This is a genomic window from Pararhizobium sp. IMCC3301, assembly GCF_030758315.1.
GTDB lineage: Bacteria > Pseudomonadota > Alphaproteobacteria > Rhizobiales.
This window is the reverse complement of record NZ_CP132336.1, coordinates 2693583-2716510: the sequence shown is the minus strand read 5'-3', so window position 1 is coordinate 2716510 and position 22928 is coordinate 2693583. Positions and strand designations below refer to the sequence as shown.

At 56.4% G+C, this 22928-nt stretch carries 22 protein-coding genes; 7 read left to right on the top strand and 15 right to left on the bottom strand.

The annotated features are described in order from the left end of the window. Positions 1-24: 24 nt before the first annotated feature. Positions 25-672: a TetR/AcrR family transcriptional regulator gene (locus RAL88_RS13150; protein ID WP_306264045.1), complete on the bottom strand. Its 648-nt coding sequence runs from the start codon at positions 670-672 to the stop codon at positions 25-27. 215 nt (positions 673-887) lie between these two features. Continuing rightward, positions 888-1211 (bottom strand): hypothetical protein, encoded by a 324-nt coding sequence (locus RAL88_RS13145; protein WP_306264043.1) that lies wholly within the window; start codon positions 1209-1211, stop codon positions 888-890. Positions 1212-1350: 139 nt separating this feature from the next. On the opposite strand from RAL88_RS13145, the gene RAL88_RS13140 reads away from it, so the two are divergent. Both RAL88_RS13140 and RAL88_RS13135 read left to right on the top strand, forming a co-directional pair. Further along, complete coding sequence (locus RAL88_RS13140; RefSeq protein WP_306264041.1) at positions 1351-1944, top strand: LysE family translocator; 594 nt, start codon at positions 1351-1353, stop codon at positions 1942-1944. 15 nt (positions 1945-1959) lie between these two features. Continuing rightward, the gene (locus tag RAL88_RS13135) at positions 1960-2730 is read left to right on the top strand and encodes a glycosyltransferase family 2 protein (protein ID WP_306264039.1); all 771 of its coding nucleotides are present in this window, start codon (positions 1960-1962) and stop codon (positions 2728-2730) included. Positions 2731-2744: 14 nt separating this feature from the next. Here the strand turns inward: RAL88_RS13135 and RAL88_RS13130 are convergent, their stop codons facing one another. The 10 genes from RAL88_RS13130 to RAL88_RS13085 form a co-directional block, all read right to left on the bottom strand. After that, positions 2745-3143 (bottom strand): septal ring lytic transglycosylase RlpA family protein, encoded by a 399-nt coding sequence (locus tag RAL88_RS13130; protein ID WP_306264038.1) that lies wholly within the window; start codon positions 3141-3143, stop codon positions 2745-2747. 73 nt (positions 3144-3216) lie between these two features. Beyond that, on the bottom strand, positions 3217-5661 hold the full coding sequence (gyrB, locus tag RAL88_RS13125) for a DNA topoisomerase (ATP-hydrolyzing) subunit B (protein ID WP_306264036.1): 2445 nt from the start codon (positions 5659-5661) through the stop codon (positions 3217-3219). A gap of 218 nt (positions 5662-5879) precedes the next feature. Next, complete coding sequence (locus tag RAL88_RS13120; protein WP_306264034.1) at positions 5880-6461, bottom strand: DMT family transporter; 582 nt, start codon at positions 6459-6461, stop codon at positions 5880-5882. Further along, a complete protein-coding gene (locus RAL88_RS13115) occupies positions 6419-6808 on the bottom strand; it encodes a DMT family transporter (RefSeq protein WP_306264032.1) in 390 nt (129 codons plus the stop codon). The genes RAL88_RS13120 and RAL88_RS13115 overlap by 43 nt, the downstream gene beginning before the upstream one ends. 132 nt (positions 6809-6940) lie before the next feature. Continuing rightward, complete coding sequence (gene recF / locus RAL88_RS13110) at positions 6941-8092, bottom strand: DNA replication/repair protein RecF (RefSeq protein ID WP_306269686.1); 1152 nt, start codon at positions 8090-8092, stop codon at positions 6941-6943. 40 nt (positions 8093-8132) lie between these two features. Beyond that, entirely contained in the window at positions 8133-9251 is a 1119-nt protein-coding gene (dnaN, locus tag RAL88_RS13105) for a DNA polymerase III subunit beta (protein WP_306264031.1), read from the bottom strand. A gap of 154 nt (positions 9252-9405) precedes the next feature. Next, positions 9406-11313 (bottom strand): chromosomal replication initiator protein DnaA, encoded by a 1908-nt coding sequence (dnaA, locus tag RAL88_RS13100; protein ID WP_306264029.1) that lies wholly within the window; start codon positions 11311-11313, stop codon positions 9406-9408. Continuing rightward, on the bottom strand, positions 11273-11722 hold the full coding sequence (locus RAL88_RS13095; protein WP_306264027.1) for a rhodanese-like domain-containing protein: 450 nt from the start codon (positions 11720-11722) through the stop codon (positions 11273-11275). Before RAL88_RS13095 ends, dnaA begins: the two co-directional genes overlap by 41 nt. 1087 nt (positions 11723-12809) lie before the next feature. Next, positions 12810-13076, bottom strand: coding sequence for a 30S ribosomal protein S20 (gene rpsT, locus RAL88_RS13090; protein ID WP_306269684.1), 267 nt, complete (start codon positions 13074-13076; stop codon positions 12810-12812). Positions 13077-13275: 199 nt separating this feature from the next. After that, positions 13276-14091: a carboxylesterase gene (locus tag RAL88_RS13085; protein ID WP_306264025.1), complete on the bottom strand. Its 816-nt coding sequence runs from the start codon at positions 14089-14091 to the stop codon at positions 13276-13278. Positions 14092-14195: 104 nt separating this feature from the next. Between RAL88_RS13085 and RAL88_RS13080 the strand changes: the two genes are divergently transcribed. The 4 genes from RAL88_RS13080 to RAL88_RS13065 all read left to right on the top strand — a co-directional run bounded on the left by RAL88_RS13080 (position 14196) and on the right by RAL88_RS13065 (position 17065). After that, complete coding sequence (locus RAL88_RS13080) at positions 14196-15419, top strand: glycosyltransferase family 4 protein (protein WP_306264023.1); 1224 nt, start codon at positions 14196-14198, stop codon at positions 15417-15419. A gap of 194 nt (positions 15420-15613) precedes the next feature. Further along, positions 15614-16150, top strand: coding sequence for a translation initiation factor IF-3 (gene infC, locus RAL88_RS13075; RefSeq protein ID WP_306269682.1), 537 nt, complete (start codon positions 15614-15616; stop codon positions 16148-16150). A gap of 256 nt (positions 16151-16406) precedes the next feature. Continuing rightward, a complete protein-coding gene (locus RAL88_RS13070; protein ID WP_306264021.1) occupies positions 16407-16709 on the top strand; it encodes a type II toxin-antitoxin system RelE/ParE family toxin in 303 nt (100 codons plus the stop codon). Continuing rightward, positions 16706-17065, top strand: a complete 360-nt coding sequence (locus RAL88_RS13065; RefSeq protein ID WP_306264019.1) for a helix-turn-helix domain-containing protein — start codon at positions 16706-16708, stop codon at positions 17063-17065. Before RAL88_RS13070 ends, RAL88_RS13065 begins: the two co-directional genes overlap by 4 nt. Before the next feature lie 108 nt (positions 17066-17173). Here RAL88_RS13065 and glpK read toward each other — a convergent pair whose 3' ends face one another. Both glpK and RAL88_RS13055 read right to left on the bottom strand, forming a co-directional pair. Continuing rightward, the gene (gene glpK / locus RAL88_RS13060) at positions 17174-18667 is read right to left on the bottom strand and encodes a glycerol kinase GlpK (protein ID WP_306264017.1); all 1494 of its coding nucleotides are present in this window, start codon (positions 18665-18667) and stop codon (positions 17174-17176) included. 52 nt (positions 18668-18719) lie between these two features. Then, entirely contained in the window at positions 18720-20546 is a 1827-nt protein-coding gene (locus RAL88_RS13055; RefSeq protein ID WP_306264015.1) for a long-chain-acyl-CoA synthetase, read from the bottom strand. A 209-nt stretch (positions 20547-20755) separates the two neighbouring features. Here RAL88_RS13055 and RAL88_RS13050 point away from each other — a divergent pair, with 209 nt between their 5' ends. After that, entirely contained in the window at positions 20756-21049 is a 294-nt protein-coding gene (locus RAL88_RS13050) for a sulfurtransferase TusA family protein (RefSeq protein WP_306264013.1), read from the top strand. 307 nt (positions 21050-21356) lie between these two features. Here the strand turns inward: RAL88_RS13050 and RAL88_RS13045 are convergent, their stop codons facing one another. Next, positions 21357-22730: a D-alanyl-D-alanine carboxypeptidase family protein gene (locus RAL88_RS13045; protein WP_306264011.1), complete on the bottom strand. Its 1374-nt coding sequence runs from the start codon at positions 22728-22730 to the stop codon at positions 21357-21359. Positions 22731-22928 lie beyond the last annotated feature (198 nt).

Genomic DNA, 22928 nt, shown 5'->3' with positions numbered 1-22928 from the left:
GCGGAGGTGTCAGGCAGAACTGTCTCAGGCGCGCAGAAAGCCGGTGACGACAGCGACAACATGATCGCGGCGCAGGGACAGCGCCTCCGGGGTTGCCAGTTCGCGGTTGAAAATAACCGACAGCGTGTAGCGGTTGGACAGGTGGAAAAAGCTCAGCGAAGCGATGGTGATATACAGCTCGACCGGATCAACGCCGATGCGCAACACGCCCTCGCTCTGGCCACGTTTCAGCACATCCTGGATCTGCCCCACCAGTGGAGAATGCATTTGCTGCACCTTGGCGGATTTTTTCAGATGCCCGGCCTGATACAGGTTTTCAATGTTGAGCAGCGCCAGAAAATCCGGATGTTTGACGAAATGATCATAGCTGAACCTGACCAGCGCCTCGATTGCCTGCATCGGTTGCAGATGATCCAGTTTAAGGGTTCGCTCGCCGGTGCGGATGCGCTCATAGGCCGCTTCCAGCACGGCCAGGAACAACTCCTCCTTGTTGCCGAAATAATGGTAGAGCATGCGCTTGTTGATCGCTGCGCGTGACGCGATCTCATTGACACTGGCCCCGGAAAAGCCATGGCTGACAAATTCCCCGGTGGCGGCCTTGAGGATAGATCGGCGGCTGCGCTCCGGACTACGGGTTGCTGCGGGTGGCGCGGCTTGCGACGTCGATGGCATGTCAATTCCTATCCTTGCCGTTCCGCACGGAACAGGTGCACGGCTCTATACAAGACTGTGCTGAGAAATCAAAATCATGGCTGTCCGGCTACGTCACGCCGGATTGCTGACGTGAAACCGTCAGTGTCAAATGCGCTGCATCCGTTTCAGATCGGTCCAGCTACCCATGAAACGATCTGGTTTTCGTCCCCGACGACCGGTTTTGCATCTGCGCATTAGTTAAATCGATCAAACATCAGATCGCGCGGTTCACGGCAAATAAACAGGGTGCACATCCCGCTTTTCGTCGGCACATCATAGGGTGTGTGGATGGTCGAAAACGAACACTGATAGTGCGGCGCGTAGAATTTGCGGTAGACGAACCGGTTCTTGGTGTTCATCACAACCGTGCCGCGCTGGTCAATGAAGTCCCGCACTCCAGAACAGCTGTAATCGGTTGTATTCGGCCGGGCCTGTGCCGCACTGCCGGAAAATACGGCAGCAGCCAGAACAAACCCTGCAAAGGCGATTGTGGTGGTCAACAGGCGGTTTAAAAACATTTGCAGCACTCCTGCTTTGTTCAGCATCATCAGTGCACGGCCCCACAGGCTATAGTAGAGCACGATTTATGATTGTCGAGCCATGGCGAAATGAAATCTTCGGATTGATCGACCTGTCAAGGCAGCTTAAGACGGCTTTATGCTGACATTCATCGCTGCCGTATTTTTTCTCATCATCACGCCCGGCCCGGGCGTCCTGTCCACCGCCGGTGTCGGCTCAGGCTTTGGCTACAAGCCGGGCCTGCGCTATGTTGCGGGCCTGTTTGTCGGTACCAATCTGGTATCTGTGGCAGTGGTCAGCGGCATGGCGGCGATTGTGCTGTCCGTTCCCGTGATCCGCAGTGTGTTGCTCTATGCATCGGCCGCCTATCTGCTTTATCTGGCACTGAAAATCGCGCTGTCCGGCACAAGGATCGCTTTCATCCGGTCAGAAAAGCCGCCCGGTTTTCTCGGCGGTCTGGCGCTGCAGGCGATCAACCCCAAAGCCTATGCGGTGAATACCGCGCTGTTTACCGGGTTTCCGTTCCTGCCCGACAATCTGCTGCTGGAAACCCTGTCGAAATTTCTCGTCATGAATGCAATCTGGATTCCGATCCATCTGCTATGGCTGAGTGCCGGGGTTTATCTGCACCGCCTCAATCTCAGCGAACGCAGTCATTTGCTGATCAATATCGCCATGGCGGTTTCGATGCTCGCTGTTGTGGCGCTGGCCGCGCTGGCGCAATTGCGATGAACCGGGAATTGTCCAGTGACTGACAGGGTTGCGCTCTCCGCTTTCATCATCACCTGCAATGAAGCCGATCGTCTGCCCGCGACCCTTGAGGCGATTCGGCAACTGACGGATGATATTGTCGTCGTCGACAGCGGTTCAACCGATGACACGGTGGCGTTGGCCAATCGTCTGGGTGCCCGCGTGCTGCACAATGACTGGCCGGGGTTTGGCCCGCAGAAGCGCTTTGCCGAGCAGCAGTGCCGCCATGACTGGCTGCTCAATCTGGACGCCGATGAAGTGCTCAGCCAAGCCGCGATTGCTGAGATCAGAGCGCTGTTCGCAGACGGTCCACCGCCAAGGCCGGGTTATTATCTCAAAGTGGTGACGATTTATCCGGGCCAGACAAAACCACGGCCACTGGCGGATTTCTACCGCATCAACCGGCTCTATGACCGCCGCAAAATGCGCTATTCAGACAGTTTCACCGATGACCGGGTGATCGATGCCGGAGCGCAACTCGGGCAGATCGATGGTCCGGTCTGGCATTACAGTTTCAGACAGTTGGCCGACATTGCACCGAAAATGGAATCCTATGCCCGCCAGCAGGTGCCTGAAAAAGCATATCGCCGCTCTGCCAGTGGCCTGCGGGCGCGCCTGTTGATTGAATATCCACTTAATCTGATGCGCTATCTGTTCGGCCGCCGTCATATCACCGGAGGCGTTTTGGGCATCCGCTATGCTCACGAACTGGCGAAGTCGAAAAAAAAACGCCTGAAGATTTTTCTCCAGGCGCTTCGGGATCGTTAGACGGTATCTCAGCTTCAGCTGCAGGTGGACGCGCCTTTGACGGGCTTGCCGTTGAGTGCGGTGACCTTGACCCTGGCAACGCCAGAGCGGATCATGCCGATTTTCTTGGCAGCACCTTTGGATACGTCTATAACACGGCCCTTGATGAACGGGCCGCGATCATTAATGCGCACAACTACAGACTTGCCGTTTGCCATATTCGTCACTTCCACCCGCGTGCCGAAAGGCAGCGAGCGGTGTGCTGCAGTCAGCAGGCTCGGATTCATCATCTCACCGCTGGCTGTGCGGCTGAAAAGTGCGTACCAGGAGGCTTTGCCGCAACGCGCGCTGGTGTCTGCATCCGCAGGAGTTGAATTGAAGCCAAATGTGGCCAGTGTCAGGAGGCCAAAGGCCGTGAATACTGATTTAAACATGAGTCTCTTTTACTTGTCTTGGGATAGACAAGTGACTGATGCTGCAGTGCGGCAAAACTATGGCAATTCCGAATCAGATGTCCAGATTTGAGACATTCAGGGCATTTTCCTGGATGAAGAAGCGACGCGGCTCCACATCATCGCCCATCAGTTTGCTGAAAATATCATCCGCATCATAGGCTTCACCGATCCTCACCTGAAGCAGCGTTCTGGCATTCGGGTCCAGTGTGGTTTCCCAGAGCTGATCGGCGTTCATTTCGCCAAGCCCTTTGTAACGCTGCATGGAAATGCCTTTACGGCCGACCAGAAGGACGGCATCGAGAAGATCGGTCGGACCGTGGATCGGCGTTTCCAGCTCTTTGCGCCTCAGCACGCCTTCCCCTTTAAAAGCATCGGCAAAGCGCGCTGCCAGAGTATTCAGACGCCTTGCATCGGCGCTTTCAAACAGGGCTCCATCCAGAATCAGCGCCTCGCGCACACCGCGCACTTCGCGAGACAGCACGATCGAGCCATCGCCGCGCTTTTCGCTGGCCCAGCCGCGTTCGGTTTCTTCCGACAGAACATCCAGCCGGGTGACGAGTTGCTCAATCAACGGGTCGGCATCGCCGTCCTCGGCAACACCTGGCTCCAGCAGGCCGACCAGGGACGCCTGCTCGACCAGACGGCGATCGTAGCGGCTGTGCAGCCCGGCAAGGGTTTTGGCAAAGGCACGCACATCGCTCAGCAATCCGTTGAGATCGTCCCCGGCCCGTACTTCACCGCTTTGAAGGGTCAGCGTTGTGTCATCGATACCGGACAGAATGAGGTAGTCCTGCAGCGCTTCTTCATCCTTCAGATAGCTTTCCGAGGAGCCGCGTTTCACCTTGTAAAGCGGCGGTTGCGCAATATAGAGATGGCCGCGCTCGATCAACTCCGGCATCTGACGGAAGAAGAAGGTCAGCAGCAATGTGCGGATATGGGCACCATCGACATCCGCATCGGTCATGATGATGATTTTATGATAGCGCAGTTTATCGGGATTGAATTCTTCCTTGCCGATCCCGGTGCCAAGGGCCGTGATCAAGGTGCCGATTTCGTTAGACCCCAGCATGCGGTCAAACCGGGCCCGTTCCACATTCAGAATTTTTCCGCGCAGGGGCAGAATCGCCTGATTGGCGCGGCTGCGGCCCTGTTTGGCCGATCCGCCTGCAGAATCGCCCTCCACCAGAAAAATTTCCGATTTGGCCGGATCGCGCTCCTGGCAATCAGCCAGCTTGCCGGGCAGCGAGGCGATGTCGAGCGCGCCCTTGCGCCGCGTCAACTCGCGGGCCTTGCGGGCGGCCTCGCGTGCAGCGGCGGCCTCTACCACCTTGCCGACAAGAATTTTGGCTTCGATGGGATGCTCTTCCAGCCAGGCCTGCAGCGATTCATTGACCGCGCTTTCGACAACAGGACGCACTTCCGAGGAAACCAGTTTGTCTTTCGTCTGGGATGAAAATTTCGGGTCCGGCACCTTGACCGACAACACGCAGGTCAGGCCTTCACGGCTGTCTTCGCCTGTAACATTGACCTTTTCCCTTTTGGTGATGCCCGAGCGGTCGGCATAGCCCACCATCTGCCGGGTCAACGCACCGCGGAACCCGGCCAGATGGCTTCCGCCGTCACGCTGGGGAATGTTGTTGGTGAAGCACAGCACATTTTCGTGGTAGCTGTCATTCCACCACATGGCAACTTCAACCGTAATGCCGTCTTTTTCGGTGATCAGGGAAATCGGATTGTCGATCAGCGGATGTTTGGCCCGGTCAAGATAGGCGACAAAGGCTTCCAGACCGCCATCATACTGCATCTCTTCAATGTGGTCTTCAGTTCCGCGTTTGTCGGTCAGAATTATGTAAACGCCCGAATTCAGAAAAGCGAGTTCGCGCAAACGGTGCTCAAGCGTGGCAAAGTCAAACTCGGTTTGCGTGAAGGTATCGGTGCTGGGCAGGAAGGTCACTTCTGTCCCGGTCTGGGTGCCTGCGTCACCCGTTGCCGCCAGAGGCGCGTCCGCAACGCCGTGAGAATAACTCATTTCGAAGACTTTTCCGGCCCGCCATATTTTCAGTTTCAACACAGAAGACAGCGCATTGACCACCGACACGCCAACGCCGTGCAACCCACCGGAAACCTTGTAGGAATTCTGGTCGAACTTGCCGCCGGCATGAAGCTGGGTCATGATGACTTCGGCTGCGGAAATGCCCTCTTCGGAGTGAATATCGGTGGGGATGCCGCGGCCATTATCCTGAACTGTCACCGAGCCATCGGCATTCAAAGTGACCTTGACAAAATTCGCGTGTCCGGCCAGCGCCTCATCGATTGCGTTGTCAACAACTTCGTAGACCATGTGGTGCAGACCGGTACCATCATCCGTGTCACCGATATACATGCCCGGCCGTTTTCGCACGGCGTCGAGACCGCGCAGAACCTTGATGGAATCGGCACCGTATTCGGCCTCTTCTATCACGATTTCTGGGTCTGCAATCGGCTCAGAATCGGCCATAACGAATCACTTTCCGGTCTGTAAAAAAGTCTCAGACCCTTATATGGGGTTTCAGTTCGCATACAACCATTGAAACCGCACGGATTAGGCACCAAAACCGCGAAAATCCGCCAAAAACCGATGAAATCAGGTGTTTGCGACCAGTCGTTTCATTTGTCTGCGTACCGCAGGGCGGGCGAACACGGACAGGGCTTTGACGGCAAGCACAACGTAGCTGATCACCAGCGTCGCCATAATCTGCCATCAATGGCGGACAGGCCGGCACCGATCAGGGCCATTCCGGCCAGATCGGTCAAGGCCAGATGTTCCCCCAATATGGCTATTCCGAGCAGCGATGCAGTGATCGGCACCAGGAATGTAACCAGAAGCAGATTGGTTGAGCCGACACGAGCCAGCAATTTGAAATAGATCACATAGGCAAGCGCTGTCGAGGCCAGCGCCAGCGCCAGCAGTGAAACCATGGCAACCGGATCAAGCACGCCTTTGATGGCGCCCGTTCCGTCGAACATCAGCGCAACCGGCCAAAGCATCAACGAGGAGGCGGTGAGTTGACCTGCCGCAGTCAGCAACGGCGGCACGCCGTAGCGTTGAAAGCGGCGGCCAAAGGCTCCGGAAAAGGCATAGGAGAGCGCCGCACCCAGGCAGGCCAATTGCGCCAGCACGGTGGGCAACCCGGTGCCGGATGGCTGAATTCCTGCCAGATCTGCACCAATCATGATGACGACGCCGCTGAAACCGATCAGCACACCGGTAAATTTCAAAATGCCGGGTTTCTCGTCAGCCAGAAACAACGCAGCCACGACAACGGCAAACAGCGGCGTTGTGGCGTTGTGGCGTTGAGAATCGCCGCCAGGGCCGAGGCAATCTCAACCTGGGCAAAGGTCAGCAAGGTGAAGGGAATGGCATTGTTCAGCAGCCCCATCACCAGAAATGCCAGCCAGACCCGCGCCGGAAACACGGCCTTGACCCGAAGCACGACGACGATTGACCACAGTGCCAGTGCGGCCAGTGACACCCGCAGCGCGACGAGGGTCAGTGGCGGTATCACCTGCAGCACGATTTCGATGAAGAAAAAAGATCCTCCCCACAGGATCGACAGAAAAATCAGCAGCGCCCAGTCGGACGGATTCATGGTGAGACGGATCATGTCTGTCTTTCTTCGGGGCGGTTTCCCGCAAGTTGTGGCGGACCGGACCGTTCAAAGGTGGCATCAAACGCTCTACTCCGGAGCGCCCGACAGGGCCACCCGTTTCCTGACCGCACAGCCAGGTTGTCTCATTCAGGCTATCTGTGTGACGCCGCCGCCATCAACGCGCATATGCTGGGCGCGGGTACCCAGCGCTTCAAACAGAACCGGGTCGGTTCCTGTCATCCAGGCCTGGCCGCCGAGTTCCAGCAAGGCGTCAAACAGGGCGGCGCGCCGGACAGGGTCGAGATGCGCCGCGATTTCATCCAGCAGCAGAACCGGACTGCGCCCGTCCAGTTCGCTGACCAGTCTGGCATGAGCCAGCACCAGACCGATCAGCAGGGCCTTTTGTTCCCCGGTGGAGGCCAGCGCGGCCGGCATGTCTTTATCGCGGTGATGGACCAGCAAGTCGCTGCGGTGCGGCCCGTCCAGCGTGCGTCCAGCGGCGGCATCGCGGCGGCGGCCGTTGCGCAACAGGTCGCGAAAATCCTGCTCCACCTCGATTGCGGGCCGCTCCCCGGCCGCCAGCAATTGCTCGAACGATCCTTCCAGCGCAAGCGCGGCTTTTGGAAAGGTTTCGTCAGGGCCACTTTCAGCATAAAGACGCGCATCCAGCCGCTGCACCAACTCGCGGCGGGCAAAGCCAACGGCAACGCCAAGTTCCGCTACCTGGCTTTCCAGCCCGTCCAGCCACGATGTGTCCGGGCGCGGCGCATCCAGCAGCCGGTTGCGGCCTGTCAGCGCCTTTTCATAGGAATTGACGCGCCGTCCGTGACCCGGATCGCCTGCCAGCACAAGCCGGTCGAGAAACCGTCTACGGTCACCCGCCGGTCCCGTGAACAGCCCGTCCATGGCCGGGGTCAGCCAGAGAATGCGCAGATAGTCCAGCAGGCTTTCCGCACTGGCAGCATTGGCCTGATTGATGCGCAGTTTCTTGCTACGCTCCGGGCCGTTCGCGGCAGGTTGAAGACCGATGCCGATCCGCGTCGCCTCGCCGCCTTCCGTGATATCAGCAAAGACAGCCCAGAATCCGTCGCCATTGATATGGGCGATCTGATCCTGTGGCGCACGGCGCAGCCCCCGTCCGGGAGACAGAAACGAGACAGCTTCCAGCAGATTGGTTTTTCCAGCCCCGTTCGGACCGGTGAGAACCACCGGGCGGCTGTCGGGTTTGAGCGTCAGGTGCGGGTAATTGCGGAAGCCGGTCAGTGACAGGCGGCTGATAAAGGGCGCGCGTCCCGTCACAATTGCCACCTGTGTCCTATCGAATTTGCCTCGGCGTCTGTCAGACGCGCATTGGCATCAGCACGTAAAGTGTGCTCGGATCTGCTTCGTCGCAGACCAGCGTCGGCATGCCAGGATCTGAAAATTTGAAAAGCGCCGCCTCACTTTGCAGCTGACTGGCAATGTCGAGCAGATATTTGGCGTTAAATCCGATATCCAGACTTTCAGAGCCGTACTGCACGGCCAGCTCTTCTGTCGCCGTGCCGGAATCAGGATTGGTCACACTCAAAACCAGTTGATCTTCGCTGAGCGAGAGTTTCACCGCACGTCCACGCTCGCTGGAAATGGTTGAAACGCGGTCGACCGCCTTTTCAAAGGTCGCCCGGTCGAGGCGAAGTTCGCGGTCATTGTTGCGCGGAATGACACGTTCGTAATCAGGAAATGTGCCATCGATCAGCTTGCTGGTCAGAATAACTGAACCGAGGCTTACGCGAATCTTGCTGTCCGACAATTCCACCTGTACCCGTTCGTCAGCGCCATCGAGCAGCTTTTGAATCTCGCCGACAGCTTTGCGCGGCACAATAATGCCAGGCATATTTTCACAACCCTTGGGAGCGGCTATATCGGCCAGAGCCAGACGATGCCCGTCGGTGGCAACGGCGCGCAGCACCAATTCACCGGCCTGATCCTCGGCATGCAGATAGATGCCATTGAGATAATACCGGGTTTCCTCGGTGGAGATGGCGAATTGAGTGCGGTCGATCAGTTTTTTCAGATCAGCGGCATCCAGTGAAAACGTGTGGCTGAACTCACCGGCGGTGATATCCGGGAATTCACTGTCCGGCAGCATCTGCAGGGTGAAGCGGGATTTCCCGGCGCTCAGCGCCAGGGTGTCGCCGCTCCCGGTAGTGTCGAGGCTGACTTCCGCCCCGTCCGGCAATTTGCGGATGATGTCATGAAGAATATGAGCCGGAACCGTGGTCGCGCCAGGCTGTTCCACCATTGCCGGAACCCGCTCGACAACTTCCAGATCAAGATCCGTCGCCTTCAATTGTACACTGCCTTCCTCACTTCTGATCAGAACATTTGACAGAATGGGAATGGTGGTGCGCCGTTCCACCACCCGGTGCACATGACCGAGCGATTTCAACAGATGGGAGCGTTCCAGGGTGGCTTTCATGGAAATAACCGATGTTCAAAAACTAAAGACACGAAAGACCTCCGCTTTTAACGGAGGCCTTTGACTTGTGCAAATTTGGCGCGCCTGACCCAAAAGTGCAAGGGGAATTCCGATTTCCGCTCAAACTTGCACTTTTGGGTCAGGCAGAGCCGGTCTATTCCTGGACCAAACGGCTCAGCAATTCAATTTCCTGACCCAGCTTCGTGTCGGTTTTCAGCAGGCCTTCAATCTTGCGCACCGCATGCAGCACGGTGGTGTGATCGCGATTGCCGAATCGCCGACCGATTTCCGGCAAGGAACGCGGCGTGATGCTTTTGGCAATATACATGGCGATCTGACGCGGCAGAACGATGGTGCGGGTGCGCCGCGCAGACAGTAAATCAGTACGCGATACATTGTAGTGCTGCGAGACGATTTTCTGGATATCTTCAATACGCACTTTTCTCGGCTCCCGGCGGCCTATCAGGTCAGACAAGGCTTGTTCCGCTACCGAAATGGTTACCGGTTCACGGCTTGTCTGGGCATGGCAGATCAAACGGTTAAGGGCGCCATCCAGATCCCGGCCATTGGTGGTGATGAGATTTGCGACATAATCCAGCACAGTGTCACTGATGTCGATGGCCGGATGATTGGCGGTAATCGTCTGGCAACGACGCGCCAGAATATCGCGGCGCAACTGCGTATCAGGTGCCGCAATCTGGACTGCAGCGCCGCCCTGGAGCCGTGACCGCACCCGTTCTTCCAGCGCATCGAGTTCTGATGCCGGGCGGTCTGCGGCGACGACAACCTGTTTTCCACCATCAATCAGCGCATTCAGCATATGGCAGAATTCCTGCTGGATCGATTTTCCGGTCAGAAACTGCATATCATCGATCAACAGCAGATCAATCGCGCGCAACTGTTCCTTGAATTGCAGCGCCCGCTCACTGCGCAACGCCTGGACAAAATTGGACATGAAGCGCTCGGCGGTCAGATACACCACCTGCCGTGTCCCAGTGCTGGCGGCCTGATTGGCAATGGCCTGCAACAAATGGGTTTTGCCAAGGCCGACACTGCCATGCAGATAAAGCGGATTATACAGCACCGGTGCACCGGGAAGCGCCATTGCCACTGACCGGGCCGCTTCAAACGCCACCTTGTTGGCAGCGCCCGGGCAAAATCCGTCAAACAGGTAACGCCGGTCGAGCGCGCTGCTGAGTGATTGAACCAGCGACAGGGAATTGCCGGTTACGGCCGCGCCGCCATAAGCCGGCTTGGCGGGTTTCGGGCCCGCGACCGTCTTGCCCGTCGGTTGCGTCCGCGCTCCCGTTTCAAACCGCGTGCTCATGGCCTCGCCGGCATGATTGCGGCCGGAATGACCGGAACTGCCGCGCATATCCGCGAGGCGCCTGGCTGATGCGGATTTGCCGCCCAGCGCCGCACTCTCGGCTGCGCCGCCCACATTGGCAGATTGGCCGGCCTGCGCCCGCAATGTACTGCGCACCCGAATATCGAGTTTGTGCACAGTGCCAATTTCTTTTTCCCAGAACCCGATCAGGGTTTCCTTGAAATGAGACATGATCCAGTTGCGCAAAAACCGGGTAGCAGCCGAGAGGGTCACAACGCCGCCCGTCAGACTCTCCAGTTCAACCCGCAGGAACCAGGAGGAAAACACATCCTCGCCAAGCTCAGTCCTGAGCCGCGCCAGGATCTTCTGCCAGATTTCCTGAAAATCCTGGCTGTCATCATCGTCGGTCAAGGTGGCATCAGTCATGGTGGAAAGGACCTGTTGGGCTGCAGTGTCGGATGATTTCAGTGGTTTCGTAGCAATTTGCCTGGACTTCGCCGGCCTATTTGCGTTGCTGTCGGCGACCAGTTCAATGGCTTCGGCCGATGATTTGCGGAAATGCGATGCTTCATTCGTATTCTGCTGCGGTTCAGTATCGCTCTTGCCAATCATATCGCCCTCGTGTGGTCGTCGCTCATCTGTCAAATCGTATTCGGTCAGGCCGCTCAGCCACTGGTCATCGCTCATCGGCCGGTCAACCCTGGCGCCAAGGCAGATCATCGGCTTTCCAGCCATTGACCCTGCCCCGGTGCCCCTGAGCGTCAGGGACGCCCTCAAATCCGTTTTCAATATTGAAACACGCCGGAAAACCCGCCCCGGTCATGGCAATCGCCGCGGCGCGGCTGCGGGCTCCCGACCGGCACAGAAAATATACCGCAGGCGCATCAGCCGGATGATCCCCACCGCTGCGCGCCAGAATTTCCTGGCCTGCCAGGCTGACGAATTCCGGGTTCAACTGCATGTCCGGAAAAATCTGCCATTCGCACAGCACCAGTTGTTCAGGTGTCAGGGCAGGCAGGCCGACAAAAGTCCATTCCGCACCGGTGCGCACATCAACGATCAGCGCCTTGTCAGCGAGAGAAGCATATGCGTCCGGAGCTGAAACATCACCAGCATAGCCAATCGCCGCAACAGTCTTTTGCAACTCCGATGCCGCGCAACTGGTCTGGCTTGGCGGCCTGACAGCTGTCAAACCAATTGGTCGCGTTATCTGAAAGTCAGTCATCTTCGCCCACGTTTCCCATTCGAGCGCATCATCTGCACGCTCCGATTACCCGACTGCTTCTACCCGACTGCCTCAAGTACCTGACTGCCGAAACCGGCATTCACATCCTGTCCGCTGATCCCCGGCTCCAGATGCAAGATCTGACCCGGTGATGCCAACTCATCCACTACTACGCTGAACACTGTCCTGGCCCTCTATGCCCGTTGATGAGCTTAGCTCGTTTCCAATCGGCAGGACGGAAGATGAAATTCACTTCCATTCTGCAAACCTGAAACGCACGCCCAGGAATTAACAAAACGTTATTCTGGCGGTTGGACTTTTCCCATACAGGCAAAAGTAAACCGGTCACGCAAAACCAATTTTAAAAGGTCAGCGCTATGCGAATACTCAATCAGGAACGTATTTTATTTGGGACCACTCTGAACAAGAGTGTGTGTGCCGCCGTTGATGAGATAAAGATACACACAGGTTTTTGCCACCGCAAGCCGACTCAGGCAAGATTCTTTTAGCAGTTTCCAGCCCGCAAGCCGATTCCGGGGAGCTGTTTTCGAAGCGTGATTTGTTAAGGCTTTGCGACTCAATGTGTTTTGTGTCAAGCGGTGCTATCGATGGTCTCCCGATGCACGCCCGAAAAAAAAATTCTGCCCGCGCGGTTGACAAAAACAGAATCGGTTTTTCGCCTGAAGGTTGCTGTCAAAAGGGTCGGGGCTTTTTAATAACACATTGAAAAATATGGATAATTTCCAAAATTCTGCTTGGCTGTTAAGAATTTCTCTGACTCTTCAATGACTTAGTCGCGGCGCGCGCGGCCATCACCTGTCGCGAGGGTCAGGACTCCAAATCGGCAACAAAAAAGGCCCGGCATCGGCCGGGCCTTTTTTTAGAAAATCTGGTCAGGATCGGGATTCCTGGGCGCTGACGAAAACTGCATGCGTGGCGTTGCCGAACGGCAGTACTCAGAATGCAGAATGCGAAATTACGCCTGCAAAAAGCTCGCCGAAGAAACTTAAGCTTCGAGTGCTTTTACTCTGGCAGCCAGACGCGATACTTTGCGCGATGCGGTATTTTTCGGCAAAACGCCCTTGCCTGCAGCCCGCATCAATTCAGGCTGCACGTCCTTGAGAGCGGCGGCGGCATCGGCCTGATTGCCGGAGGCGATCGCTTCTTCGGCCTTGCGAAGATAGGTGCGGATGCGGCTGCGGCGCGCCTTGTTGACTTCGGTGCGGGCAATAATTTTGCGCGCTGACTTTTTGGCTGAAGGTGTATTCGCCATGGGCTTGAGCCCCTCTATTTGCAAAAGGCCATCCAGACCAGCCTTCGCGGCCATCTGCTGCCTTGTGATTAAAACGAAAAGGGCGGCAATCACAATTGCCACCATATGGCGCGCCTTATAGGGGTAAACCGGCGCATCCGTCAATGGTGCTTTGCCTGATCACCACCAGTTTTTCGACGATCCGGGACAGCGGATTCCCTTAACCGGCGATTCCCTCCAGCAGCGTGTCGATGCTGCGCATCAGGCGCTGCAGATCCTGCGGCCGCGAAAGCCGGTGGTCTCCATCCGGAATCAGCGACAGAGCTACATCATCCAGTGGCAGCTGGCTGGCAAGTTTCAGGGCATGGGTCGGCGGCACATCGGTGTCCAGCCCGCCTTGCAAAATGTGAACCGGACACCCCGTTTCAATGATTGCAGAACCGAACAGATGGTGTTTGCCATCTTCGATCAGCCGAAGCGTCAGGATGTAGGGGTCATCTGAATAGTCACTGGGTTTTTCAAGCCGCCCGGTGTTCAGCAACTCGGCCCTGCCGGCCTCTGACATCTCCTGCCACATCAGATCCGCTGTCATATCAACCGCAGGTGCAATCAACACGAGCCCGGAAATCTGCGGGCCGCCGGATTGGCGCAAACGTCTGTTGAGCAACAGCGCAAGCCAGCCTCCCATTGATGAGCCGACCAGAATGCGCTGGTCCCCGGCGCCGGATGTGGCCCTGACCACAGCTTCCGCCTCATCCAGCCAGCGCGAAATCGTTCCGTCCAGAAAGCTGCCGCCGGAAAGGCCGTGTCCGGAATAATCAAACCGGGTGAAGCCAAGGCCGTGTTGTTCAGCGTAACGGGCGAGGGCGAGGGCTTTCGATCCGTCCATGTCGGATTTAAAGCCTCCCAGCCAGACCAGACCCGGCGGGACCGCATCTGTTGCCGTGCTGTGGCGAAAGGCAATGGTCCTGAGTTCATCACCGCTGCCCACTGCAAGGGTCTGGGGCGCTGGCAGGTCAGGTTGGGATTCGCTCATCGGGGGCCTTGCACTGGGTGGTATTTCAAATCGTTTGATGCCATAGCGGGGCGATCAGGACAAGATTGCGATGATCATCAATCTGTTTGCAGGACCACGGCCAGATGCAACAACCGGAACATTCTGCCGACACACTGGCGCTCAGCGGCCGCACCATCCTGCAGATCATTCCGCGACTGGAAGCCGGTGGCGCCGAGCGCACAGTTGTCGACATGGCGCGGGCAATTGTTGCTGCCGGTGGCAGGGCTGTGGTGGTGGCAGAACCCGGTCGCATGGTGGCAGAGCTGGAAACCGCAGGGGGCAAATTTATCGCCATGAACGCCGCCAGCAAGAACCCGGTTCGGATGCTGCACAGCGCTTTTGCGCTTGTCAGGCTCATACGCGATTACAAGGTTGATCTTGTCCATGCCCGTTCGCGGGCTCCGGCCTGGCCGGCTCTATGGGCCGCGCGCTGGACCGGCCGCCCCTTTGTGACCACCTATCACGGAATTTACAGCCAGGCCAACGCACTGAAAGCGTTCTATAATTCGGTGATGGCGCGCGGCGATGCGGTCATCGCCAATTCAGGCATGACTGCCGCGCTGATTGCACAACGCCGCCCCGAGGCAAAGCCCCGCATCACCACAATTTATCGCGGCATTGATTTGGATGCCTTTGCGCCAGCTTCGATTTCACTGCCACGGCGTGAAGCTGTCAGGCAGCAATGGTCGTTTCAAACCATCGACACCAGCCGGCCGCTGATACTCAATGTCGCCAGACTGACAGGGTGGAAAGGCCATGAGGTTCTGATCGAGGCAATGGGCCGGCTGCTGGAGAGCGACCGTCAGCAAAACCCGCTGCTGATTCTGGCGGGTGGCAGCCAGGATGACAACGCGTTTGAAATGCATTTGCAGCAGCTCATTGAAGCGCGCGGACTAACCGGTCACATCCGTCTGGTTGGCCATTGTGATGATGTGCCTGCTGCACTGATGCTGGCAACCTGTCTGGTCGTTGCATCAACGCGCGAGGAAGCATTTGGCCGTGCCGCCGTCGAAGCCGGGGCGGCAGGCATTCCGGCCATTGCCACCGATCATGGCGGTGCACGGGAAACCATTCTGGCTCCGCCCGAGGCGAGCGAGGACGAACGCACCGGCTGGCGCGTGCCGCCGGGAGATGCGGCGGCGATGGCTGACGTTCTGGGAACTGTGCTTGCCATGAGCGATGAAACCCGCGCAGCCACAGGGCGCCGCGCCAGAAACTATGTGGCAGCTCGTTTTTCGCTGGAGGCGATGTGCACGCAGACATTGCGAGTATATGGTGCTCTTTTGCAGACCAAAAGGCGAAATTGAAATTGAAATCCGGGTAAATCCGGCAAATTTCAGTGTTTTATCCATCCAACTCCGCTGAGTTCTTGACTTTTCGCCATTGGCACAGGATTTTATGCTAAGGCGGGTCTGAATAGCTTCGGCATGATGCAAGACTGGACAAAGGACCTGCAAATACCAATTTAACCCGTATCGTAAACAATCAGGAGTAAACCACCATTCGCCGTCCACATAGAGCCGCTCCGGCAGTGAAAGAAGGCCCTCGCGCCAATAAGGAAATCACCACCCCCACCGTTCAGTTGATTGACGAAAAGGGTGAAAATCACGGCATCGTGCCGACAGACCGCGCCTTGGAAATGGCCGCTGAAGCAGGGTTGGACCTTGTTGAAATTGCGGCAAATTCCAAACCGCCTGTCTGCAAAATTCTGGATCATGGTAAGTTCAAATACCAGGCCCAGAAAAAAGCTGCCGAAGCCCGAAAGAAGCAAAAGACAGTCGACGTCAAGGAAATCAAGATGCGGCCGAATATCGACATCCATGATTATGAGGTGAAGATGCGGTCCGTAAACCGGTTTTTTGAAGAAGGTGACAAGGTCAAGGTCACGATGCGCTTTCGCGGCCGGGAAATGGCGCACCAGGAACTGGGTATGCAGGTTCTGATGCGCGTCAAGGAAGCGACCAAGGACATTGCCAAGGTGGAGATGCCGCCAAAGCTCGAAGGCCGCCAGATGACAATGGTTCTGGCACCCGTCTGATCAGCCTGTTCACCATCAGGAACAACCCGGATCGGCTTGATGAAGCATTCCAGGTTTTCGCGACACAACACCACGCCTGCCGGTAATGTTTTCCGGCGGGCGTTTGTTTTTCAATAAACAAGTTTGTTAGACGGAAGCGCCAATGGCGCGAGGAAACTGGTTGCGTCAAATTGCAATTATACCTATATTGGTATAGGAGAATTCGCCAGTGTCAGAAAGGTCATTGATCTGGGTCGGAGACTCCAAGAAGAACCTGATGGCGTTCCCCAAAGAGGTAAAGATTGCCGTGGGGTATGCGCTGAGTGAAGCGCAGAAAGGCCGAAAGGCGAGCTATGCAAACCCCTTGAAAGGCTTAGGTCCAGGTGTTTTGGAAATCGTAGCCGACCACAACACGGATACGTACAGGTCTGTATATGCTGTAAAACTTGCGGATGATATTTTGGTTCTGCACGCGTTCAAAAAGAAGTCCAAATCCGGGAGTGCGACTCCCAAGTCAGAGATTGATCTCGTGAAAAGTCGCTTGAAGCAAGTGCAAGCGCAACTGAGGAGAAAAACATGACTGAGACCATTGAAGACGTCGAAATGGAGATTGGTAGCGGGAATGTATTTGCCGATTTGGGGCTCGAAGATGCCCCGGAGCTCAAGCTAAAGGCTGCAATTGTCGGGCAAATCAACTCCATTCTCCACCATCGCCATCTGAATCAAAAGCAAGCTGCGGCGTTACTTGGTGTTCCTCAGCCCAAAATTTCAGCCTTGAAGAATGGAAAGCTTCACGGCTTTTCGCTGGAGAAGCTTTTGGGATTTATGGTCAAGCTGGACCGTGAAGTTGAGATCGGATTCAAGAAAACAACTTCCCCCAAAGACTCCCGGTATTTTGTTCGCAATGAAAAAGAGCGCGTACCGGTTGGGGGCTGAGAAACCTGAAAGGTAGTGGTCTCTGACAATTATTTGCCCGAGATTTTTGGTGTCTCCAAACTGGGAACGCGTCATCGGCCTGATCCGGGTTTTTGTTTTTAGATCGTTCTAATCCCGGCTGCTGAGGGTACGGCTGACGGCATCTTTCCAGCCGGCATATTTTTGCGCACGCATGGCTTCATCCATTTTCGGCTCAAAAGTTCTATCAAGCTGCCAGCGCGCCGCAAATTCCGCCTGATCTCCCCATACACCGACGTGATGACCGGCCAGCCAGGCTGCGCCAAGTGCCGTTGTCTCCAGGATGGTCGGCCGATCAACCGGGGCGTCCAGAATGTCGGCCAGAAACTGCATGGTCCAGTCGCTGGCCACCATGCCGCCATCGACCCGCAACACCGTATCCGCCTCGGCGGCCCAGTCCTTATGCATGGCTTCCAGCAGATCGCGGGTCTGGTAGCACACCGCCTCCAGTGCGGCGCGGGCCAGTTCGTTCGGGCCCGATGCCCTGGTGAGGCCGAAAATCGCGCCTCTGGCTTCGGCATCCCAGTAGGGCGCGCCAAGCCCGACAAAGGCTGGCACCAGATAGACATGCTGATGTGGATCGGCAGCCTCGGCCATCTCACCGCTGTCACCGGCATTGTCGAGCATCTTCATGCCGTCCCGCAGCCATTGTACAGCCGCTCCGGCGATGAAGATCGAACCTTCCAGTGCGTAAGTTACTTTCCCACCCAGCCGGTAAGCCACCGTGGTCAACAGGCGGTTTTGCGACGGCACCGGCTTGTCACCCGTGTTCAAAAGCGCAAAACAACCGGTTCCATAGGTCGATTTGAACATCCCCGGTTCAAAACATGCCTGGCCGATTGTGGCGGCCTGCTGGTCCCCGGCCACACCGGCAATCGGAATGGCCGCACCCAGGATCTTGCTGTCAGTGGTGCCGAAATCACTGGCACAATCCTGCACATCCGGCAACATGGCGCGCGGTATCCGCAAAATCTCCAGCAATTCATCATCCCACTCCTGGGTGTGAATGTTGAAGATCAGTGTGCGGGCGGCATTGGTTGCGTCCGTGACGTGGGATTTGCCAGCGGTCAGCCGCCAGATGATGAAACTGTCGATGGTACCGAAGACCAGCTTGCCGCTTTCCGCCCCGGCACGCGCACCCTCAATATTGTCGAGCATCCAGGCAAGCTTGGTCCCTGAAAAATACGGATCGAGCAGAAGTCCGGTTTTGCTGGTGAACAGATCTTCGTGACCTTCCGATTTCAATGCGGTGCAGAACCCGGCGGTGCGTCTGTCCTGCCAGACAATGGCATTGTGGATTGCTTTTCCGCTCTCCCGGTCCCAGATCACAATGGTTTCGCGCTGATTGGTAATGCCGATGGCAGAAATCGCATCGGCGCCAAGGCCGGCATCGGCAAGCGCCGCTTTTGCAGTTTTAACAACGCTGTCCCAGATTTCCTCAGGATCATGTTCCACCCAGCCTGAATCCGGGAAATATTGCGTGAATTCCTGCTGACCGGAGCCGATTGCGGTCAGTGTCTCGTCAAAAATAATGGAACGGCTTGATGTCGTTCCCTGATCAATTGCAAGAATGTTGCCAGTCATGAGCTTCCGATTCAGCATTTTTGGCGATCCGCCGGGGGTGGTCGCGCTGGTGTTACAGCCGTCTTTTACCAGAGCAGATTGCATCGTAAAGCGATGGGGTCAGAGAAACATAGGATTCCGACTTGTGATCCAGCATAAACAGCGGCTCGGAAACATTGGCCGGATTGCACCCCTGTCTCACCAGCTCAACCTTGCGCTGCTTGAATGTACTGGTGGTCTCGATGCTGTTCTGGATACGCAGAAACACAGGCCGGGCGTAATCCGGCAGGGTCTGGCAGACATGGCCATAAAACGCTTTTGGATTAAAATCGTCTTCCACCACCAATGCCGCCATGCCGGCGCGGCCCTCCATGCCGGGTACAGCAACCCCGTAGACATTGGCTTCGCGGATGCCGGCAAATCCTGTGACGTTTTCCGATACTTCAGACGTGGCGACATTTTCGCCTTTCCAGCGGAACGTATCGCCGATGCGATCGGCAAAATAGAAATAGCCCAGAGCATCGCGGCGCATCAAATCTCCGGTGCGGAACCAGCGATCACCTGGCTGAAAAACTGCCTCAAGTATCTTGCGTTCGCTTTCGCTGCGGTTGCTGTAGCCTTCGAAGCGTTGACTGGGCCGTTTCGGATCGTTCAGAATCTGCGAAATGACTTCGCCGATTTCATTCGGCTGGCATTTTTCACAAAAGCCGCGGGCGTTGCGCTTCGGAGCTTCGGTCTCATAGTCGAAGCGCACGACTTCGGTGACAAATTTGTGTTCAGCCCATTTGGGAATGCGGCCGATCGACCCCACCTTGCCGTCAAAATTGAAGAACACCGCATTGCTTTCAGTGGCAGCATACCATTCCAGAATGCGGGGCAATTTGAAGCGCGTGCGGAAGGTTTCCCAGATGTCCGGCCGCAGACCATTGCCGTTGCACAGACGTATGGTGTGGGCGCGCTCTTTGGGATGGGGCGGCGTATTCACCAGATAGCGGCACAACTCGCCGATATACTGGAACATGGTGCAGTCATTATCGACAATATCATCCCAGAAACTGCTGGCCGAAAAGCGCTCGGCGATGAAGACCGAACCACCGACTGTCAGCATCGACCCGGTGGCAATCAGCCCGCCCGCTGAATGATACATCGGCATACAGGTGTAGTTGCGGTCCGTCGCGAGCGCCCCCATGGCCCCGGAAAATCCGTGCATGATGGCCTGAACCCGATAATGGTTGATGTTGGCAGCCTTCGGCAGGCCGGTGGTCCCGCTGGTGTAGATATAAAGGCATTTATCGTCGGTCGTCAGATCGGGACGGTCGGCGATGGCCAGAGGCGCGGTATCAGCAGCGTCGAGCAGAGGCTTGAGCGGTTTCGGGGCCTGTGCAAACGACACCGTGGTGTCGCCATATATCCACACATCCGGCTGATCGGCAGCGGCGTCATAGTCCAGATGGTTCTCCGCATCAGAAAATGCATCAGCGAGGGCGGCATCGACGATCAGATGTTTCGGTGAAACAATGTTGATGCAATGCGCCAGCGATGTGCCGCGCAAATTGGTATTCAACAGTGCTGTCACACCCCCGGCGCGGGCAATCCCGGTCCACACCGCCAGAAATTCGGGGCTATTGGGCATCAGCAATGCAACGACATCGCCTTTTTTAATCTGCGCGTTGCTGGCCCAGCGGGCATACTGGTTGGCCCGGTTGAAAAGTTGCGAATAGCTGAAATTTTGGTTTCGGCTGAGCAGGGCCGGCCGATCGCCAAATCTGCCGGCCAGATATTCCAGTCCATCAGGCCAGATGCGGGTTTTGTTTTCAGCTATAGGTTTCAACCGGCGCAGCGTGCGAATGGCGCCCGTCAGGTAAGCATATTCACTGCGCATGCGTGAGATAAGTGTCATGCGCCCTCCCTGTCACACACCGTGAATTATTACACTCGTCGGGTCCGGGCCGCAGACGCTGCGCCCTGGTTGACGCTGATCGGTGTTATCGGACGATAACGTGCAGGTCAGGCAAGTTCAACAATTGCTTTGCCGCATTGATTTCTGCCAATAGAGTGTTTCCTGAAACCAGGAAACACTCTGATATCTCACCCTTCAGGAAAGACACCATGACCTTTGACCCCCTGGACCACAGCAGCAATCGTGCAGTTGAAACGGACGCAAAGGCAACGTTGCTGGATGTGAGCGGTCTGCAATGCCCGCTGCCGGTCCTCAAAACCCAGAAAGCACTGCGCGGTCTTGATAGCGGCGCGGTGCTGCGTGTCATCAGTACCGATCCGATGGCGAAGATCGATATTCCGCATTTCTGCTCCGAACACGGCCACAAATTGCTGTTGCAGGAACCCCATGGCGCGGCAACCGCATATCTGGTGGAGAAAGGCGTGAAGAAAACGGTTATCTGATCTCAGCTGCCGTTTTTCCACGCATATGCTGGCCGGAAATGTCTAGGGTCTGGACTCAATTAGGAGGTTGAATTGGTGAATTTGATTTTGGTCAGGGTTAGGAGCAAAGGCGCAGGAAACCATCTGGTTTCCAAGCCTTTGCGACGACATCCTGGCCAAAATCAAACTCATCGCAAGGGACGCTGCCAGAAAAGCCCAACTGCCGTTTCACAGATTTTGGAAAGGCAACCAGCCTTACCTGCAATCCGTTCATAGCATTTGGGCTTTTCTGGCAGCGCCAATTCAATCTCCTAATTGAGTTCAGACCCTAGTTTACCGGCTCTGCGGTCTTGGCAAATGCCGGCCTGTCGGCAGGTAAGGGAATGCCTCCCAATGCCGCCGATTGGGCGGATTGGCTGTTGGCTCGTGCCTCATCGCCATCGCCGTCGCCGGTATCAACCTGATCGGCGCTCCCTTCCACCTGACTGGCAACCTGATTAGCAACCTGGCTGGCAACCTCTGTAGCACTGCCCTCTTTAGCACTGCCCTGGGCAGCAGTGTCACCTGCAGGATCCGGCACAGCCACCAGAACCACATTCGGGCGCGGAACAGGGGGCGGGGCGTTCCTGAACGCAGCTGAAATCGTCCTGATGGCACCGCCGGTGCGCACCGTGACCGGGATCGTGTCAATGAGATCAACATTGCTCAACACCGAAATGCCTTCACCCATCTTGTAGGACTTGCGGAAATTTGCCCGTTCGCTGCGCGCAGTGCTGCTGCAGATCTGTTGCCTCAAATCAATCGGCTCGGCAGTCAGGCCGCGTGCTTTGTAACCAGCTACGGTGCGCTGGCCTGACCGGCCAGAGGAGCGGAACCCCTTGTCCAGCAGCTTGGCGGCAGTTTCAGCGCGCTCTTGCGAAGAAGGCGCACCGAAAACAACTGCGATCAGATGTCTGCCGCCGCGTTGTGCCGTGGCAACCATGTTGAAACCCGAGGAGCAGATAAAACCTGTTTTCATCCCTGTTGCACCCTGATAGCGGGTCAAAAGCGGATTATAGGATTTCAGAACACGTTTGCCGGCACGTATGGCAGTGATTTTGAACAGATCGCCATGTTGCGGATACTGCTTGAAAATGGCCTGTGTCAAAACCGCCATGTCTCGGGCATTGGTTGTCTGACCTTTTGCCGGCAGTCCATTTGGATTGCGGAACTGGGTGCCGGTCATGCCCAGTCTGGCAGCGGTTTTATTCATCCGGGCAACGAATTTCTGTTCGCTGCCGCCCACGGCCTCTGCAAGCGCAACGGCAATATCGTTGGCCGATTTGACGATGAGCATCTTCAGGGCATTCTCAACGGTGACTTCCGTGCCAACAGGAAAACCCATTTTGCTCGGTGGCTCATTGAGCGCGTTTTGCGACATGATCACGGCAGACCGCATGGTCAGATCGCCAGCGGCAATCGCCTCAAAAGTAACGAAAGCAGTCATCAGTTTGGTGACCGAAGCGGGATACCAGGGCTGCAGAGCGTCTTTCTGCTCCAATATGCGTCCGCTCTCCATGTCGACCAGAATATGAGGCGCTGCAGCAGCGGGCTGGCTGATCAACAGCAACAACGGCACCAGGACTGCCGTCGCATGGCGACCGAACATGGATGCTCTGAGCTGCCAGTTCAGATTTTGCATAAGTGATCGGACAAATCTCACGGCCAACTCCAGGGTTCAATTTTCAACAAAATAGCCGGTTTCAACAAAATAGCCGGCATCTGTTTCTGCACGTACATGCTTCCGCAAGGTCTGGCCACATTTGCAAGACAAAGACGGAATGGCTCTTCAACAATTATATCTGCCTCTGCATACCTGATTTGCTATGGTCTTGGCAAAGGTCTCAGCGCATTTTTCACC

What these genes read in the sequence shown, in the direction of transcription:
- RAL88_RS13150 (WP_306264045.1), bottom strand. Translation starts at nt 672, where the DNA reads ATGCCATCGACGTCGCAAGCCGCGCCACCCGCAGCAACCCGTAGTCCG.
- RAL88_RS13145 (WP_306264043.1), bottom strand. Translation starts at nt 1,211, where the DNA reads ATGTTTTTAAACCGCCTGTTGACCACCACAATCGCCTTTGCAGGGTTT.
- RAL88_RS13140 (WP_306264041.1), top strand. Translation starts at nt 1,351, where the DNA reads ATGCTGACATTCATCGCTGCCGTATTTTTTCTCATCATCACGCCCGGC.
- RAL88_RS13130 (WP_306264038.1), bottom strand. Translation starts at nt 3,143, where the DNA reads ATGTTTAAATCAGTATTCACGGCCTTTGGCCTCCTGACACTGGCCACA.
- gyrB (WP_306264036.1), bottom strand. Translation starts at nt 5,661, where the DNA reads ATGGCCGATTCTGAGCCGATTGCAGACCCAGAAATCGTGATAGAAGAG.
- RAL88_RS13115 (WP_306264032.1), bottom strand. Translation starts at nt 6,808, where the DNA reads ATGATCCGTCTCACCATGAATCCGTCCGACTGGGCGCTGCTGATTTTT.
- dnaN (WP_306264031.1), bottom strand. Translation starts at nt 9,251, where the DNA reads ATGAAAGCCACCCTGGAACGCTCCCATCTGTTGAAATCGCTCGGTCAT.
- dnaA (WP_306264029.1), bottom strand. Translation starts at nt 11,313, where the DNA reads ATGGCTGGAAAGCCGATGATCTGCCTTGGCGCCAGGGTTGACCGGCCG.
- rpsT (WP_306269684.1), bottom strand. Translation starts at nt 13,076, where the DNA reads ATGGCGAATACACCTTCAGCCAAAAAGTCAGCGCGCAAAATTATTGCC.
- RAL88_RS13085 (WP_306264025.1), bottom strand. Translation starts at nt 14,091, where the DNA reads ATGAGCGAATCCCAACCTGACCTGCCAGCGCCCCAGACCCTTGCAGTG.
- RAL88_RS13080 (WP_306264023.1), top strand. Translation starts at nt 14,196, where the DNA reads ATGCAACAACCGGAACATTCTGCCGACACACTGGCGCTCAGCGGCCGC.
- RAL88_RS13070 (WP_306264021.1), top strand. Translation starts at nt 16,407, where the DNA reads ATGGCGTTCCCCAAAGAGGTAAAGATTGCCGTGGGGTATGCGCTGAGT.
- RAL88_RS13065 (WP_306264019.1), top strand. Translation starts at nt 16,706, where the DNA reads ATGACTGAGACCATTGAAGACGTCGAAATGGAGATTGGTAGCGGGAAT.
- glpK (WP_306264017.1), bottom strand. Translation starts at nt 18,667, where the DNA reads ATGACTGGCAACATTCTTGCAATTGATCAGGGAACGACATCAAGCCGT.
- RAL88_RS13055 (WP_306264015.1), bottom strand. Translation starts at nt 20,546, where the DNA reads ATGACACTTATCTCACGCATGCGCAGTGAATATGCTTACCTGACGGGC.
- RAL88_RS13050 (WP_306264013.1), top strand. Translation starts at nt 20,756, where the DNA reads ATGACCTTTGACCCCCTGGACCACAGCAGCAATCGTGCAGTTGAAACG.